This is a genomic window from Cupriavidus sp. 05N38 (genome assembly GCF_056397345.1).
Genome location: NZ_JBFTNF010000007.1, coordinates 19,638 through 35,701, shown reverse-complemented (window position 1 = coordinate 35,701; position 16,064 = coordinate 19,638). Strand labels below are relative to the sequence as shown.

The following is a 16,064-nucleotide window of genomic DNA, read 5'->3' as shown; positions in this document are numbered from 1 at the left end:
CAGTGCCGGGAACAAGCCATGGAAGACGTACTGGACCGCAGGCGCGCGCTGTGCCTGCTGCAGATCATCGAGACCGGCAGCGTGCGCGGCGCGGCCGAAGTGCTGGGGCTGGACCCGTCGGTGGTGAGCCGTGCCGTGGCCAGGCTGGAGCAGGACACAGGCCTGGCCTTGCTGGAGCGGCGCGGAAGGGGGGTGGCCGCGACCGATGCCGGGCGCATGCTGGCCCTGTTCGCGCGGCGCCAGCAGGACCTGCAGGACACCTTCCTGGCGGAGGTCAACAACCTGAAGAACGCGCGCGGCGGCCACGTGGACCTGGTGTTCGGCGAGGGCTTCGTCGATCTGCTGCTGGAACCGGTGCTGCAAGGCTTCATGCGCAAGCATCCGCAGGTGACCTACGGCATACAGGTGGCCGGCACCGATGAAACCATTCGGCACATCGTGGAAGACCTCGCCCATATCGGCCTGGCCTTCGAGCCGCCTACCGATGTGCGCTTGCGCTCGCACTGCTCGCGCCTGGCGCCGATCCGCGTGCACGTGCGCCGCGATCATCCGCTGGCACGCATGCGCAGGGCCCTCAAGCTGGCCGACCTGGCGCCGCATGCCGGCGCCACGCTGGTGGAGTCCTTTGGCGTGCGCAAGCATATCCAGGCGGCGGAACTCGACGAGCATGTCAGCCTCAAGCCGATGCTGGTCACCAATTCGTTCAAGGTGCTGTGGGAGTTCGCCGCGCTCGGGCTGGGCTTCGTCATGGTCCCGCGCTCGGTGCCGCACAAAGGCGCGCAGCTCAAGCAACTGGTGTCGCTGCCGCTGGCCAATCCGATCCTCAACAACAGCCGCAACCACATCATCACGCGGGCKGGGCGGCACCTTTCGCCGGCGGCCAGCAATATGCTGCGCCATATGGTGAAGTCCTTTCCGGAAATCTGACGCCCGCTGGATCGCCCGCTTGCGCCACCTGCCGCCACCTGCCGGCACGTCCCTCGATCGTTGCACTCGATGCAACGATTTGGCCCTCTCCGTGTCATTGCTGCCGCTGAAATCCCGTTGCTAGACTGGCGCCACATACCTGGACATGGCGATCACCACGGAGAAAAGATGAACGGCGCGATACACAAACACCGGTCGGGGCGACTGCACGGCGCAATGCGATGGCTGTCGGCCCTGCCGCGACTGGTGGCGCTTGGCCTGGCCTGCGTGGCCATGCCGGCGCTGGCCGACGGGCCGGCCTTTCCCACGCTGAAACCGGTATCGCTGGTGGTGCCCTATCCCGCCGGCGGCGCCAGCGATGTGTCGGCGCGCATTTTCAGCGAGCCCATCGGTCGCGCGCTGGGCCAGCAGGTGCTGGTGGAGAACGTGGCGGGCGGCACCGGCGTGCTTGGCGCCAAGCGCGTGCTGAACGGCCCGCCGGATGGCTATGCCATGCTCCACGGCTCGCCCAGCGAAGTCATCCTGACGCCCCTGCTGAATGCCTCGGCCAGATACAAGCCGGAGGATTTCCGGCTGGTACAGCCGATCACCGAAGCCACCATCGTGCTGCTGGTGCGTGGTGACCTGCCGGTCCACACGCTCGATGAGTTCATCGAACTGGCCCGGCGCCCCGGCGCCAAGCCGCTGACCTACGGCACCGTGGGCATGGGCTCGCTCTACCACGTGCTGACAGAGTACCTGGGCCAGCGCACCGGCGCCAAGTTCCTGCACGTGCCGTACAAGGGCGCCGCGCCTGCCATCCAGGACCTGGCCGGCGGCCAGATCGACTTTGCCGTCCTGGCCTACCAGGTCAGCATGGACAGCATGGCCAGGCAAGGCAGGCTGAAGGTGGTGAGCAGTTTCTCGCGCACACTGCCCGCGCAGCTCAAGCACATCCCGACCTTGCGCGAAAGCAAGCTGTTGCCGGATTTCGAGTACGTGATCGGCGGTGGCTACTACGTGCGCAAGGGCACGCCGGACGACGTGGTGCGCAAGCTGCGCGTGGCCATCGGCAAGGCGCTGGCCCAGCCGGAGCTGCGCGCCCGGCTGGAGTCCGAGGGGCGCACGGTGCTGCATGCGGTGAGCGAGCAGGAAGCCGACGCGTGGCAGGCCGCGCAGGTCAGCCGCTATCGCGGCATGGTGGATGCGCTGGGCCTCAAGCCGATGTAAGGCGCCGCGCGGGCGGGGCTCAGGTCTGCCCGCGCTTTTCCTGCCACTTGTCCACGGTCACGCGCGGGGCATTGGCGAGCTTGTCCAGGATGCCGGCAGGCGTGGCGTCCGTCAGCAGCAGGTCGTTGTGCACCTGCTTGAGAAAGCCTTCGTCCACGGCGTGCTGCAGGAAACCCAGCATGCTGTCGTAGAAGCCGTTCACGTTGAGCAGTCCGACCGGCTTGGCGTGGTAGCCCAGCTGCAGCCAGGTGAAGGTCTCGAACAGTTCTTCGAAGGTGCCCACGCCGCCGGGCATGGCGATGAATGCGTCGGCGCGGTCGGCCATCATCTGCTTGCGCTCGTGCATATTGCGCACCACGTGCAGCTCGGTCAGGCCGCGATGCCCGACTTCCTTTTGCATCAGCGCGTCGGGGATGATGCCGATGGCGGTGCCGCCGTGCGCCAGCACGGCATCGGCCACGGTGCCCATCAGTCCGACCTTGCCGCCGCCATAGACCAGCGCCAGGCCGCGTTCGGCCAGGGCCTTGCCCATGGCGCGCGCCGCGTCGGCGTATTCAGGACGGTTGCCGGGGCTGGAGCCACAGTAGATGCAGACGGACTTCACTTGTCTTCCTTTTGGTTCTGTGCCGCGCTGRCGGCGGCGTATTCGCGGGCTTGCTTGTCGAACGCCTGGCGCGCCTTGCCGCGCAGGTAGGGCGCCAGGATCGAGAAGATGTGATAGCTCGCGCCGTGCAGGTACCCGCGGATCTGCGCGGGATCGTTGTACTGGCGCGGGTGCTGCACGAACTGGAAGGACAGCCAGTAGGTGGACACCACGACCATGTTGGTGCAGATGGCATCGACCTGCTCGGGCGTGGCTTCCATCTCGCCGTCTTCCTGGAACTGGCGGCAGATCTCCATCGCGAAGCGCTTCTTCTGCTCGACGATGCGCTTGAAGTTGGTTTCAAGCATGCGGTTGCGCGCCAGCAGGTCGTTGATGTCGCGATACAGGAAACGGTAGTTCCACAGGAACTCCGACATGTACTGCAGGTAGCCCCAGCTCTCGTCCAGCGTGGCCTTGTGATCTTCGGGCAGCTTCAGGCGACGCTCCATCTCCTGCTCGAACAGCACGAAGATGGAGTTGATGATGTCGTCCTTGTTGCGGAAATGGTAGTAGAGATTGCCGGGGCTGATCTCCATGGCTTCCGCGATGGTGGTGGTCGTGACGTTGGGCTCGCCGAGTTCATTGAACAGGCGCAGCGAGACGTCGAGGATGCGGTCCCGGGTACGGCGGGGACCGGATTGCGGTTTGGGTTCCATGGGCGACCGGGCGAGCGGCGATTCGGTGAGTTGATGGCGATTATAAGCAATCGCGCCTGACGCACCGCCGCACGCATACCCGCGGGGCGGGCGATGCACGCCCGCCGCCGCCGGCCGCGGACTTGCGCTCAGGCGGCCAGCTGTCGCAGCCATCCGGCCACGATCGGCCCGGCGATGGCGAGCCAGGTGCCGCCGCACAGCACCAGCGCCAGCATCACGGCGGCACTGCCGAAGTCCTTGGCGCGCTTGGACAGGCCGTGGCGCTCGAGCGAGATAYGGTCCACCGCGGCCTCGACGCTGGAGTTGAGCAGCTCGACGATCAGCACCAGCAGCAAGGTGCCCAGCAGCAGGATGCGCTCGACGATGCCGACCGGCAGCAGCAGCGCGCAGGGCGTGAGGATCGCCACCAGGGTCAGCTCCTGGCGGAACGCGCTCTCTTCCAGCACCGCGTAGCGCAGGCCCGACAGGGAGTTGATGCCCGCATGCCAGGCCCGCGCCAGGCCGCGGTTGCCCTTGTGCGGGTTCTGCTCAATCGTGTAGTCGCTGTTCGGCGAAGCCTTGGCCGGTGCCGAGGTCGGGGCCGCCGGCGGGCGGCTGGGTGCGGGCGGCGGGGGATGCGGAGTCGGCATGTTCGGATGAGTGACGGGCAGCGCTGCCGCTGGCGCTTGCATGTGCGCACGGCAGCGGCTGCAGGTGTGTCAGGAACTGCTCGGAGGCGGCGCGCCACGAGAACCGCTCGGCGTGGGCGCGGGCGGTGAGACGGTCGATGCGCAGTGCCTCCAGGCACGCTTCACGCAGGTCTTCGTGCATCACGCCGGCAGTGCTCTCGCCGAGCACGTCGATCGGGCCGGTGACCGGATACGCCGCCACGGGCAGGCCGCTGGCGAGCGCTTCGAGCAGGACCAGGCCGAAGGTGTCGGTGCGGCTGGGAAACACGAAGACGTCGGCCGAAGCATACACCTTGGCCAGTTCCGGCTGGCTCAGCACGCCCAGATAGCTGGCGCCCGGATAGCGCGCGCGCAGCGAGGCCAGCGCCGGGCCGTCGCCGACCACCCACTTGGAACCCGGCAGGTCCAGCGCGAGGAAGGCCTCGACGTTTTTCTCCACCGCCACGCGGCCCACGTAGAGGAAGATCGGGTGGGCCGTGTTGAGCACGTTGGCGTGCTGCGTGGTGAACACGTCCAGGTCCACGCCGCGGGTCCACAGCACGCCGTGCGTGAGGCCGTAGCGGTGCAGGTCCTGCAGCACCACAGGCGTGGGCGCCATCACCGCGCGCGCCGGGCCGTGGAACCAGCGCAGGAAGGCATAGGTCCAGCTCAGCGGAATGCCGAAGCGCGCCTGCACATACTCAGGGAAGCGCGTGTGGTAGGCCGTGGTGAACGGCAATTGCTCGCGCATCGCGTAGCGGCGCGCGGCCAGGCCGAGCGGGCCTTCGGTGGCGATGTGCAGCGCGTCCGGCGCGAAGGCGCGGATGCGCGCGCGCACCTTGGCGCCGGCGAACAGCGACAGGGCGATCTCGGGATAGGTCGGGCACGGGATGGTGCGGAATTCTTGCGGCGTGATCAGCTCCACCGTGTGGCCCATCGCCACCAGTTCGCGGCGGGTCGACTTGAGCGTGCGCACCACGCCATTGACTTGCGGCTCCCAGGCATCGGTGACGATCAGGATCTTCATGGCTCTCTCCTTGCGGCGGGCCGCGTGGGTGACCGGCCTCGGCGAGGCCAGGGCGATGCGTTGGTGGCTGGCGCGGGCGCTCAGGCCGCGGTGACGGCGGCGCGGCGGCCGGCCGTGGCGGGAGCGTCGAGCAGCGTGGTCCAGTAGACGATCTGCAGCTCGCCCTCCTGCGTCTCGACGAGGGCCGACAGGCTTTCCACCCAGTCGCCGTCGTTGCAGTAGAGCTGTCCGTCCACCTCGCGGATCTCGGCCTTGTGAATGTGGCCGCAGACCACGCCGTCGCAGCCGCGTCGGCGCGCTTCGTCCACCATCGCGTGCTCGAAGGAGTTGATGTAGTTGACCGCGTTCTTGACCTGGTGCTTGAGGTATTGCGACAGCGACCAGTACGGGAAGCCCAGGCGCGCGCGGATGCGGTTGAAGTGGCGGTTGATGGCCAGGATCAGGGTGTAGAGCGAATCGCCCAGGTAGGCCAGCCAGCGCGCGTGCTGCACCACGCCGTCGAACAGGTCGCCGTGCACCACCCACAGGCGGCGCCCGGTGGCGGTCACGTGGATGGCATCCTCGCGCACCGTGATGTCGCCGAAGGCGAGGCCGTCGAACTGGCGCGCCACTTCGTCGTGGTTGCCGGGCACGTAGATCACCTCGGTGCCCTTGCGCGCCTTGCGCAGCAGCTTCTGCACCACGTCGTTGTGGCTTTGCGGCCAGTACCAGCCGCGCCGCAACTGCCAGCCGTCGATGATGTCGCCGACCAGGTAGAGCTGGTCCGATTCATTGTGCTTGAGGAAATCGAGCAGGTAGTCGGCCTGGCAGCCGGCCGTGCCGAGATGGATGTCCGACAGCCAGATGGCGCGGTAGTGGCGGATCGGATGGGTGGGATGCGGGGGCTGGGGCGTGGCGGCGGGAGGAGGCAGGCTGGCGGAGGCGGGGGTGGCGGCCCCGCGCGCCGGGGGGCGTTGCTGCAGGGCGCTGGCCGGTGGCATGAAGGCGGCCAGCGCGGCGGGCAGGGACGAAGGGCGGGGCAGCGATGGCGATCCGCCAGCGCGGCCGCGCAGCAGTTGCGCGGCCTTTGCCAGGTGTCCGCGGGCAGAACGAAGGGCTTGAACCATGGCGGCCTCGGTAGCGACGATGGCTGCATTGGGCCAGCCGGCGATGACGGAGCCGTGACGGAAACATGAATGTCATATGACTGTGGCGTGCCGGCAAAAAGAAGCCGCCGGCGCCCGGCGCGGCGGGGGGCTCAGGCGGCCGGCGCCACCGCCGACAGTTGCGCGAGCGCGCCCAGCGCGGCCTGCGTGACGCGCGGATCGCGCAGCAGGCTGACGTGGCCGATGCCGGCGAGCGGGACATGGTGGGCGCCCTCCAGCCAGGAAGAACCGGCCGGGCCGGCAATGGAGTCGTGCCAGCTGAAGATCGATACCAGCGCGGCGCGCTGGCGCGGCGTTTCGCGCATCGCCAGCGCGCGCAGCCACGCGCTGCCGCAGCGCATCTGGCGGGCATTGAAGCCGCTGCCGTAGCGTGCCAGCGCGCAGCCGTGGTGCGGCGTGCCGAGCGTGACGATGCCGCGGCACGGCGGTGGCGCACCGCGGCCCGCCATGGCGGCACGCGCGGCCAGCCCGCCCATGCTGTGGCACAGCAGCAGCGGGGCCTGGCCGGTGGTGGCGGCAATGCGCGCGATGGCTGCGCGGACTTCGAGCGCGTAGTGCTCGATATCGCCGAACACCGGTTCCAGGTCGATGGCCTCGCAGTGATAGCCGGCCGCCGCGAGCGCCGGCTGCATGTCGAGCCACACCGCGTGGTTGCAGCCGTAGCCGTGCACCAGCAGCAGCGGCGGCCGTGCGCCGGGGGCGCGGGCCGGCACGAAGCGCCGGTGCGAACAGAAAGGCTGGAGCCAGTTGAACATGCGGAACACGGCGAGGCATTCGCGCGCGTGGCAGGCCAGCGCCCGCGCCGGCGTCAGGCGCGCGCAGCGTGTCGCCAGCAGGGCGGGCGGCAGCGGGGGGCGCATTGCGGCGGGCACGCCCAGGCCGCGCAGGGAGATGGCGAAGGCGGCGGCGACCGACAGGCCAAGGACGAGGAGGGCGAGAACCAGACCGCCCAGCAGGCCCGCGGCGAGCGTCCAGCCGAACCAGTCGTGCAGGGCGGCGGCACAACCCAGCGCTGCGGCGGCCTGCAATGCCACCGCGATGCGGCGCAAGGCGGCGGCCGACAGCGTCATGGCTTGGGCGGGCGCAGGTCGGTCAGGCGCGTCCCCGCCAGGCGGTCGTGCAGGAACTGGCGCCGCGGGTCGAGCCACGCCAGCAGGATCCAGATCAGCAGGCCAACGGCCAGGGCGCCGACGAAGGGGCCCTTGACCAGTCCGAGCGCGTGGCCCACCGCCGCCGAGGGCGGCAGCCACAGCCAGGCCAGCAGGTAGCGCAAGGCGGCCCGCGGCCAGCGCGGCGGCACGCCGGCGGCGGTCTCCACGCGCATGCGCCAGGTCTGCATGGCCAGCGTCTGGCCGTTGCGCTGCCAGAACCAGGCGAAGTAGCAGCCCAGCACCAGGAAGCTCCAGGCTTGCATGGCAAAGGTGCCGTCCAGGCCCAGGCGCTGCAGCGCGGGGCGCCCCAGCAGGTAGAGCGCGGTCGATGCGCTCAGCACGCCGAACAGGAGCACGCCTTCATAAAGCATGCAGGCGACGCGGCGGCGCAGCGAGGGTGCTTGCGCCGGACGCGGGGCGCTGGCCGGGGCGGGGGAGGTCTTGGCGGTGGGTTTGGACGTGGTCGCGGCGGGCATGGCGGAATTGGGGGAGGGCGATGCCGCGCCTGGGGTCATGCGCGGCGGCTGACGCTGTCGCGGCGCGGTCGGACGGGCGGGCGCGAAAGGGGATTATGCCAAAGCCGGGACTGGCCCGGGGCGCCGGGAAGGGCGCCCGGCGTGCAGGGTTCAGCGGCGTACCGGCTCGTCCGGGCTGGCCGGGCCGATGGCGCTGCTGGTCACGGCCTCGGTGTTGGCCTCGCGCGGGGTATCCGTCGCGGCGACCGCACTGGCCGGGGTTGCCGGCGCGGCCGGTGCGTGCTGTCCGGCCTGCGCATCGGATGCATGCGCAATGGCTGCCGATGCCGGATGATGCGCGACGGTTGCGCGGTTACCGGCGGGTGCCTTCTTTTCCAGATGCAGCTGGCGGGTGGTTTCGGCGGGCAGGCGCTTGCCGGACGGCAGCGCGCTGACCGCACCCGGGCGGCGCGGCACTTTTTCGGCGGCGGCCAGGTTCTTCTTCTGTTCTTCCGGTAACTGCTGGTATTTGTCCCAGGCTTCGGCCTTCTTCTGCGGGGGCAGTGATCGCGTGATCTGGTAGTTTTCGCGCGCCAGCCGGCGCTGCTGCGGCGTCATCTTGACCCATTCTGTCATGCGGGTCTGCAGGCGCGCCTGCTCGGCCGGCGAAAGCTTCTGGTATCGCTCGGCGATCTGCAGCCATTTGCGGCGATTCAGCTCGGGGAATGTGTTCCATTCCCCTTCCAGCGGAGCCAGGATGCGCTGCTGCACGACGGAGAGCTCGGACCAGGCCGGGCGGGCGTTGGCGATGCTGGCGCCGGCGGCGGACGATGCGGCGCCGGTCGGGCGGCCGCCCTGCGCCTGGCATGCAGAGGGATTGAGCAGCCAGGCGCCAGCAAAGGCGGCGCCGGCCAGCAGCAAGCCTGCCAGCCGCCGGCGCGATGCGGCGGGATGGAAGAGGGCACTGGCCATCGCTACTGACCGCGCTTGAGGAACACGTGGAAGCCCTGGTCGGCGTAGGCCGACGGCGGGAGATCGTCGAGCAGCATGGCGGCATCCACGTCGGCGAGTTCGTCGACGCGCTTTTGCTGCTGCCAGTGGTAGATGCCGATCAGGCCGGCGCCCAGCGCCACCAGCGTCCAGACCAGGCCGAGGCGGCGCAGCCAGGCGCCCGCGCGATGCAGCGGAGAATCGTCTTCGTCGAAGTCGATCGTGTGTACGCCCGCCGCGGCCAGTTGCGGCATGGCGACGGCAGCCTGCGCCTTCTTGCGCGACAGCGCGATCCGCCGCGCGGCCGCGAGCCGCTCGGTCACATCTGCCGGCAACGCATTCGCCGAGGCATCCAGTGCCGTGCGGATCTCGTGTGCCAGGCGGCGTTCGTTGATTTCTTTTTCGTTTCTGGTGCTCATAGTCGGACCCCCCGCGCTCGCAATGCCTGCGCCAGTGTGTGCGTGGCACGGGAACAGTGAGTCTTGACGCTACCTTCGGAGCATCCCATGACAGCAGCCGTTTCCGCGACGTCCATATCCTCCCAGTAACGCATCAGGAAAGCTTCGCGTTGACGTGTCGGCAGACGCTGGATCTCCTGTTCGATGATGTGCATGGTCTGGGCGCGCTCTACCTTGTCGGCGCTGCTCTCCGCTGATTCGGAGCCGATTTCGGCCTCGAAAGTGTCGAGCAGGTCATTATCTTCGCCTTCCCTGTCATCGCGCAGGTTGGAAAACAGCGTGACCCAGGTATTGCGCACCTTCTGGCGTCGGAACCAGTCGTGGATGGTGTTCTGAAGTATGCGCTGGAACAGCGGTGGCAGCTCGCCGGCGCTCTTGTCGCCGTATTTTTCGGCGAGCTTGATCATGGCGTCCTGGACGATGTCCAGGGCGGCCTCGTCGTCGCGCACTGCAAACACGGCCTGTTTGAAGGCGCGCCGTTCGACGCTGGCGAGAAAGTCGGAGAGTTCCTGATCGGTTGCCATGCAGGCGGGTACTGACGGTGAGGCCGTGGCCGGTGGATGTGCAGGTTACGGCTTTCTGCACTTCCAAAATGGGGGGAATGCTAGCAAATAACCCTGTGGGTGACCATCCTTGTTCTCTCTTGTGGTCATTCAGGACCCTCCCATGTAGTCCCGCGGTCTCCGCGCGGCCAGATCGCGGCTCCGGATGGCAGCCGGCAGCGGGGGCTTCCCTGGCAATCAGAAAGCCATGGACCATCCTGATGCAATGCAGTATCATCGTTGGTTCACGACATCAGTGGTTGTCTCATCCGGCCGCTTATGAGGCGGTCTTCCATGCAGACGCGCACCGCTTGAACCCGTGCCACAAGCCCGGCAGAGAGCATCCGAACAATTTTTTGCCGAAAATTGCAAAGGACTGAAATGAACATGCCCAGCGCGGAATTCTCCCACGCAGACAGCAATTCATCTGCCGCACCCGAAATGATCGGGGCGGAAATTCTCGTTCACGCACTTGCCGAAGAAGGCGTCGAGTACGTCTGGGGCTACCCCGGCGGCGCAGTGCTGTATATCTACGACGAGTTCTACAAGCAAAAGAAGATCGAGCACATCCTGGTGCGCCACGAGCAGGCCGCGGTCCATGCCGCAGACGGCTATGCACGTGCGACCGGCAAGGTGGGCTGTGCCCTGGTGACCTCGGGTCCCGGCGTCACCAATGCGGTGACGGGCATCGCCACTGCCTACCTGGATTCGATCCCGATGGTGATCATCACCGGCAACGTGCCGACGCACGCCATCGGACAGGACGCTTTCCAGGAGTGCGACACGGTCGGCATCACCCGCCCCATCGTCAAGCACAACTTCCTGGTCAAGGACGTCCGCGATCTCGCTTCGACCATCAAGAAGGCGTTCTATATCGCCGCGACCGGCCGTCCGGGCCCGGTGGTGGTGGATATTCCCAAGGACGTCTCGCGCAACGCCTGCAAGTACGAGTACCCCAAGTCGATCGACATGCGCTCGTACAACCCGGTGAACAAGGGCCACTCGGGCCAGATCCGCAAGGCGCTCGCGCTGTTGCAGAACGCCGAGCGTCCGTTCATCTACGCGGGCGGCGGGGTGGTGCTGGCCAACGCCAGCGACGAGTTGCGCCAACTGKCGGCGCTGACCGGCCATCCGGTCACCAACACGCTGATGGGCCTGGGCTCGTTCCCCGGCACCAGCAAGCAGTTCGTCGGCATGCTCGGCATGCACGGCACGTATGAAGCCAACATGGCCATGCAGAACTGCGACGTGCTGATCGCCATTGGCGCGCGCTTCGACGACCGCGTGATCGGCAACCCGGGGCACTTCACCTCGCAGCCGCGCAAGATCATCCATATCGACATCGACCCGTCTTCCATCTCGAAGCGGGTCAAGGTGGATATTCCCATCGTGGGCAACGTCAAGGACGTGCTGCAGGAGCTCATCTCCCAGCTGCAGGCCAGCGACGTCAAGCCCAAGCGCGAGGCCCTGGCCCGCTGGTGGGAGCAGATCGAGCAGTGGCGTTCGGTGGACTGCCTCAAGTACGACCGCAATTCCGAGATCATCAAGCCGCAGTATGTGGTCGAGAAGATCTGGGAGCTGACCAAGGGCGACGCGTATATCTGCTCGGACGTCGGCCAGCACCAGATGTGGGCCGCGCAGTTCTACAAGTTCGACGAGCCGCGCCGCTGGATCAACTCCGGCGGCCTGGGCACGATGGGCGTGGGCCTGCCGTACGCGATGGGCATCAAGAAAGCCTTCCCCGAGAAGGAAGTGGTGACCATCACCGGTGAAGGCTCGATCCAGATGTGCATCCAGGAACTGTCGACCTGCCTGCAGTACGACACCCCGGTCAAGATCTGCGCGCTCAACAACCGCTATCTCGGCATGGTGCGCCAGTGGCAGGAAATCGAGTATGACAACCGCTACTCGCATTCCTACATGGATGCGCTGCCCGACTTCGTCAAGCTGGCCGAGGCCTATGGCCATATCGGCATGCGCGTCGAGAAGACGTCCGATGTCGAGCCCGCCCTGCGCGAAGCCTTCCGCCTGAAAGACCGTACCGTGTTCCTCGACTTCCAGACCGACCCGACTGAAAACGTGTGGCCGATGGTGCAGGCCGGCAAGGGTATTTCAGAAATGCTGCTCGGCGCGGAGGACCTGTAATGCGACATATCATTTCGGTCCTGCTGGAAAACGAACCGGGCGCGCTGTCGCGCGTGGTGGGTCTGTTCTCGGCGCGTGGCTACAACATCGAGACGCTGACGGTGGCACCCACCGAAGACGCCTCGCTGTCGCGCATGACCATCGTCACCAGCGGCTCGGATGACGTGATCGAGCAGATCACCAAGCATCTGAACCGCCTGGTGGAAGTGGTCAAGGTGGTGGACCTGACCGAGGGCGCGCATATCGAGCGCGAGCTGATGCTCGTCAAGGTGCGCGCGGTCGGCAAGGAGCGCGAGGAAATGAAGCGTACCGCCGACATCTTCCGCGGCCGCATCATCGACGTCACCGAGAAGACCTATACCATCGAGCTGACCGGCAACGGCGTCAAGCTCGATGCCTTCCTGGACGCCATCGACCGTGCCGCCATCCTGGAGACCGTCCGTACCGGCGGCTCGGGCATCGGCCGCGGCGAGCGCATCCTGAAGGTCTGAACCAGATTGCAGTATCCATGGGCGGCGCCGGCACATGCAGCGTGGCAGCCGCTACCCCGACACACGAAAACGAAAGCTTGAAGGAACCATCATGAAAGTGTTTTACGACAAGGACGCCGACCTCTCCCTGATCAAGGGCAAGAACGTCACCATCATCGGCTACGGCTCGCAAGGCCATGCCCACGCGCAGAACCTGAACGACTCCGGCGTCAAGGTGACGGTCGGCCTGCGCAAGAGCGGCGCATCGTGGAACAAGGCGGTCAACGCCGGCCTGCAAGTGAAGGAAGTGGCCGAAGCCGTCAAGACCGCCGACGTGGTCATGATCCTGCTGCCGGACGAGCAGATCGCCGACGTGTACAAGAACGAAGTGCACGACAACATCAAGCAAGGCGCCGCGCTGGCCTTCGCCCACGGCTTCAACGTGCACTACGGTGCCGTGATCCCGCGCGCCGACCTCGACGTGATCATGATCGCGCCGAAGGCGCCGGGCCACACCGTGCGCTCGACCTACGCGCAGGGCGGCGGCGTGCCCCACCTGATCGCCGTGCACCAGGACAAGTCCGGCGCTGCCCGTGACATCGCCCTGTCGTACGCTACCGCCAACGGCGGCGGCCGCGCCGGCATCATCGAGACCAACTTCCGCGAAGAAACCGAAACCGACCTGTTCGGCGAGCAAGCCGTGCTGTGCGGCGGCACCGTCGAGCTGATCAAGGCTGGCTTCGAGACGCTGGTGGAAGCCGGCTACGCGCCGGAAATGGCCTACTTCGAGTGCCTGCACGAACTGAAGCTGATCGTCGACCTGATCTATGAAGGCGGCATCGCCAACATGAACTACTCGATCTCCAACAACGCCGAATACGGCGAATACGTCACTGGCCCGCGCGTCGTGACCGAGGAGACCAAGAAGGCCATGAAGCAGTGCCTGACCGACATCCAGACCGGCGAGTACGCCAAGAGCTTCCTGCTCGAGAACAAGGCCGGCGCCCCGACCCTGATCTCGCGCCGCCGCCTGACGGCCGAGCACCAGATCGAAGAAGTGGGTGCCAAGCTGCGCGCCATGATGCCCTGGATCGCCAAGAACAAGCTGGTCGACCAGTCGAAGAACTAAGTCGGAATCCAGTCTGGGCCCGCCGTTCCGCGCGGCGGGCCGCGGCCGTCCAGTCTTCCGCGCGTTCGAATCCCTGTTCCGAGGGAGCTTTCGCGCGGGGGCTGGACGGCTTTTTGTTATCCTTGTCAGACTTTCTTCTTCTACCAAGCATTGCATGAACTATCCTCATCCGCTGATCGCCCGTGAAGGCTGGCCATTCCTGGCCGGCGCCTTTGTCATCTCGCTGCTGGTGCAGGTCAGCGCCGGCTTCTGGTGGGCCTTGCCGCTGTGGATCATTACGCTGTTCGTGCTGCAGTTCTTCCGCGATCCGCCGCGGCCGATCCCGGCCCAGCCGAACGCCGTGCTGGCCCCCGCCGACGGCCGCATCGTGGTTGTCGAGAAGACCCAGGATCCCTACGCCGGGCGCGAGGCGCTGAAGATCAGCGTGTTCATGAATGTGTTCAACGTGCATTCGAACCGTGTGTCGGTGGACGGCCAGGTAGAGAAGGTCGAGTACTTTGCCGGCAAGTTCGTCAATGCCGATCTCGACAAGGCTTCGCTGGAAAACGAGCGCAATGCGGTGGTGATCCGCCGCGCGGGCGACGGCAAGGTGGTGACGCTGGTACAGGTGGCCGGCCTGGTGGCGCGCCGCATCCTCTGCTATACCCGGGTTGGAGAAACGCTGTCGCGCGGCCAGCGCTATGGCTTTATCCGCTTCGGCTCGCGCGTGGACGTGTACCTGCCCGTGGATGCGCGCCCGCGCGTGACCATCGGCGAGAAGGTGTCGGCCTCTTCGACCGTCCTGGCCGAGCTGGACTGATCGGGCCTCGGCCGCAACAGACCGGAGCCACTGGAGAACAGGCATGGGTGCATTCAACCGGCGCAACAAGCGCGCCAGCAACGGCAACGTGACGCATCTGCGTCCGTTCCGCCACAACCAGCTGCGCGGAAACGAACAGGACGGCTACGACGACGCCGCCGGCGAAGACCACGACATCGAGTACGTGCGCCCGCGCCGGCGCGGCATCTACCTGTTGCCGAACGCGTTTACCACCGCGGCGCTGTTCGCCGGCTTCTTTGCCATCGTGCAGGCCATGAACATGCGCTTCGACACGGCGGCCATCGCCATCTTCGCCGCCATGGTGCTCGACGGCATGGATGGCCGCGTGGCGCGCATCACCAATACGCAGAGCGCATTCGGCGAGCAGTACGATTCGCTGTCCGACATGACCTCCTTCGGCGTGGCGCCGGCGCTGGTGATGTACGAGTGGATCCTGCACGACCTGGGCAAATGGGGCTGGATCGCGGCCTTCGTCTACTGCACCTGCGCGGCGCTGCGCCTGGCGCGCTTCAATGCGAATATCGGCGTGGTCGACAAACGCTTCTTCCAGGGGCTGCCCAGCCCGGCGGCGGCGGCGCTGGTGGCCGGCTTCGTGTGGCTGGTGATCGACAACAAGCTGCCCGTCAAGGAGCTGTGGATGCCGTGGGTGGCGTTCGGCATCACGCTGTACGCCGGCCTGTCGATGGTGTCGAACGCGCCGTTCTACAGCGGCAAGGCCCTCGATGTCCGCTACCGCGTGCCGTTCGGCATGATGGTGCTGGTGCTGGTGTTGTTCGTGGTGGTCTCGACCGATCCGCCGGTGGCGCTGTTCGGGCTGTTCGTGGCGTATGCCATTTCGGGTTATGTGCTGTGGGGCTGGCGTGGGCTGCACGGCCACCCGGCCGGCGAGCGCAAGCTGCGCGACGGCGGGAACGAACGTTCCTGACCCGGTTGGTCGAAAGGGCGCTGCGGCGCCTTTTCTTTTTCTTACTCTTCTGTTCTCGCGCTTTTTCCGCCACTCTTTTATCTTGGCTCTCTGACCCCCGGGGTTGCTGTTCTCGTTCTCCGGTTGCTGTTCCCTCGTTGTTCTCTTTTCACGATCACAGGAGGTTCTCATGGGCATGCTCGACTTCATCAAGGAAGCAGGGGAGAAACTGTTCGGCGGCGCAGCAGCCAAGGCGGCAACGCCGGATGCCGCGCCGGCGGCCGACGCCGACGCGGCCAACCGCGCCGCCGGCGATGCCATCGAGGCCTACATCAAGCAGATGGGCCTGGACGCCACCGGACTGATGGTGCAGGTCGATGGCTCGCAGGGGCTGGTGACGGTGTTCGGCGTGGCGCCGGACCAGGCCACGCGAGAGAAGATCATCCTGTGCTGCGGCAATGTGCAGGGCGTGGACAAGGTCGACGACAAGATGTCGGTCAATGTCGAGGCGGCCGAGTCGCAATGGCACACCGTGGTCAAGGGCGACACGCTGTGGGCCATCGCACAGGCGGCCTACGGCAACGGCGCACAGTACAACGCCATCTTCGAGGCCAACCGCCCGATGCTGTCGCATCCGGACAAGATCTATCCGGGCCAGAAGCTGCGCATCCCGCCCAAGGCCTGAGCCGGGTCGCCGGGGCAGGGCGCTTTCCTGCCCCGGCAGGCGACGCGTGATCGCGTCGATC

General features: G+C 66.8%; 18 protein-coding genes. 8 read left to right on the top strand and 10 right to left on the bottom strand.

What is annotated here, in order from left to right:
* The first annotated feature begins 18 nt into the window (after window positions 1-18).
* The gene (locus tag AC1DK4_RS07270) at window positions 19-927 is read left to right on the top strand and encodes a LysR family transcriptional regulator (protein WP_441612350.1); all 909 of its coding nucleotides are present in this window, start codon (window positions 19-21) and stop codon (window positions 925-927) included.
* Between the two features lie 216 nt (window positions 928-1,143).
* A complete protein-coding gene (locus AC1DK4_RS07265; protein WP_441612349.1) occupies window positions 1,144-2,136 on the top strand; it encodes a Bug family tripartite tricarboxylate transporter substrate binding protein in 993 nt (330 codons plus the stop codon).
* Window positions 2,137-2,155: 19 nt separating this feature from the next.
* Here the strand turns inward: AC1DK4_RS07265 and AC1DK4_RS07260 are convergent, their stop codons facing one another.
* The 10 genes from AC1DK4_RS07260 to AC1DK4_RS07215 form a co-directional block, all read right to left on the bottom strand.
* A complete protein-coding gene (locus AC1DK4_RS07260; RefSeq protein WP_441612348.1) occupies window positions 2,156-2,740 on the bottom strand; it encodes an LOG family protein in 585 nt (194 codons plus the stop codon).
* Window positions 2,737-3,435 carry a TetR/AcrR family transcriptional regulator gene (locus tag AC1DK4_RS07255; protein ID WP_477131445.1) on the bottom strand — a complete coding sequence of 233 codons (699 nt, stop codon included), beginning with the start codon at window positions 3,433-3,435 and terminating at the stop codon, window positions 2,737-2,739. The genes AC1DK4_RS07260 and AC1DK4_RS07255 overlap by 4 nt, the downstream gene beginning before the upstream one ends.
* 128 nt (window positions 3,436-3,563) lie before the next feature.
* Window positions 3,564-4,064: a diacylglycerol kinase gene (locus AC1DK4_RS07250; protein WP_477131444.1), complete on the bottom strand. Its 501-nt coding sequence runs from the start codon at window positions 4,062-4,064 to the stop codon at window positions 3,564-3,566.
* Window positions 3,964-5,109, bottom strand: a complete 1,146-nt coding sequence (locus AC1DK4_RS07245) for a glycosyltransferase family 4 protein (RefSeq protein ID WP_441612345.1) — start codon at window positions 5,107-5,109, stop codon at window positions 3,964-3,966. The genes AC1DK4_RS07250 and AC1DK4_RS07245 overlap by 101 nt, the downstream gene beginning before the upstream one ends.
* Window positions 5,110-5,189: 80 nt before the next feature.
* Complete coding sequence (locus tag AC1DK4_RS07240) at window positions 5,190-6,215, bottom strand: UDP-2,3-diacylglucosamine diphosphatase (protein WP_441612344.1); 1,026 nt, start codon at window positions 6,213-6,215, stop codon at window positions 5,190-5,192.
* A gap of 131 nt (window positions 6,216-6,346) precedes the next feature.
* On the bottom strand, window positions 6,347-7,324 hold the full coding sequence (locus AC1DK4_RS07235) for an esterase/lipase family protein (protein WP_441612343.1): 978 nt from the start codon (window positions 7,322-7,324) through the stop codon (window positions 6,347-6,349).
* Complete coding sequence (locus AC1DK4_RS07230; RefSeq protein ID WP_441612342.1) at window positions 7,321-7,881, bottom strand: RDD family protein; 561 nt, start codon at window positions 7,879-7,881, stop codon at window positions 7,321-7,323. The genes AC1DK4_RS07235 and AC1DK4_RS07230 overlap by 4 nt, the downstream gene beginning before the upstream one ends.
* A 150-nt stretch (window positions 7,882-8,031) precedes the next feature.
* Entirely contained in the window at window positions 8,032-8,832 is an 801-nt protein-coding gene (locus tag AC1DK4_RS07225) for a DUF3106 domain-containing protein (protein WP_441612341.1), read from the bottom strand.
* A gap of 2 nt (window positions 8,833-8,834) precedes the next feature.
* Window positions 8,835-9,269, bottom strand: coding sequence for a DUF3619 family protein (locus AC1DK4_RS07220; protein WP_441612340.1), 435 nt, complete (start codon window positions 9,267-9,269; stop codon window positions 8,835-8,837).
* The gene (locus tag AC1DK4_RS07215) at window positions 9,266-9,832 is read right to left on the bottom strand and encodes an RNA polymerase sigma factor (RefSeq protein ID WP_020203616.1); all 567 of its coding nucleotides are present in this window, start codon (window positions 9,830-9,832) and stop codon (window positions 9,266-9,268) included. Before AC1DK4_RS07215 ends, AC1DK4_RS07220 begins: the two co-directional genes overlap by 4 nt.
* A gap of 399 nt (window positions 9,833-10,231) precedes the next feature.
* On the opposite strand from AC1DK4_RS07215, the gene AC1DK4_RS07210 reads away from it, so the two are divergent.
* From AC1DK4_RS07210 to lysM, 6 genes are all read left to right on the top strand, one after another.
* Entirely contained in the window at window positions 10,232-11,995 is a 1,764-nt protein-coding gene (locus AC1DK4_RS07210; protein WP_477131443.1) for an acetolactate synthase 3 catalytic subunit, read from the top strand.
* Window positions 11,995-12,486 carry an acetolactate synthase small subunit gene (gene ilvN / locus AC1DK4_RS07205; protein WP_020203618.1) on the top strand — a complete coding sequence of 164 codons (492 nt, stop codon included), beginning with the start codon at window positions 11,995-11,997 and terminating at the stop codon, window positions 12,484-12,486. Before AC1DK4_RS07210 ends, ilvN begins: the two co-directional genes overlap by 1 nt.
* A gap of 91 nt (window positions 12,487-12,577) precedes the next feature.
* Window positions 12,578-13,594 carry a ketol-acid reductoisomerase gene (ilvC, locus tag AC1DK4_RS07200; RefSeq protein WP_441612338.1) on the top strand — a complete coding sequence of 339 codons (1,017 nt, stop codon included), beginning with the start codon at window positions 12,578-12,580 and terminating at the stop codon, window positions 13,592-13,594.
* 154 nt (window positions 13,595-13,748) lie between these two features.
* Window positions 13,749-14,393, top strand: a complete 645-nt coding sequence (locus tag AC1DK4_RS07195; RefSeq protein ID WP_441612337.1) for a phosphatidylserine decarboxylase — start codon at window positions 13,749-13,751, stop codon at window positions 14,391-14,393.
* 43 nt (window positions 14,394-14,436) lie between these two features.
* Window positions 14,437-15,339, top strand: coding sequence for a CDP-diacylglycerol--serine O-phosphatidyltransferase (gene pssA / locus AC1DK4_RS07190; RefSeq protein WP_441612336.1), 903 nt, complete (start codon window positions 14,437-14,439; stop codon window positions 15,337-15,339).
* Window positions 15,340-15,508: 169 nt separating this feature from the next.
* On the top strand, window positions 15,509-16,003 hold the full coding sequence (gene lysM / locus AC1DK4_RS07185) for a peptidoglycan-binding protein LysM (protein ID WP_441612335.1): 495 nt from the start codon (window positions 15,509-15,511) through the stop codon (window positions 16,001-16,003).
* The last annotated feature ends 61 nt before the right edge of the window (window positions 16,004-16,064 follow it).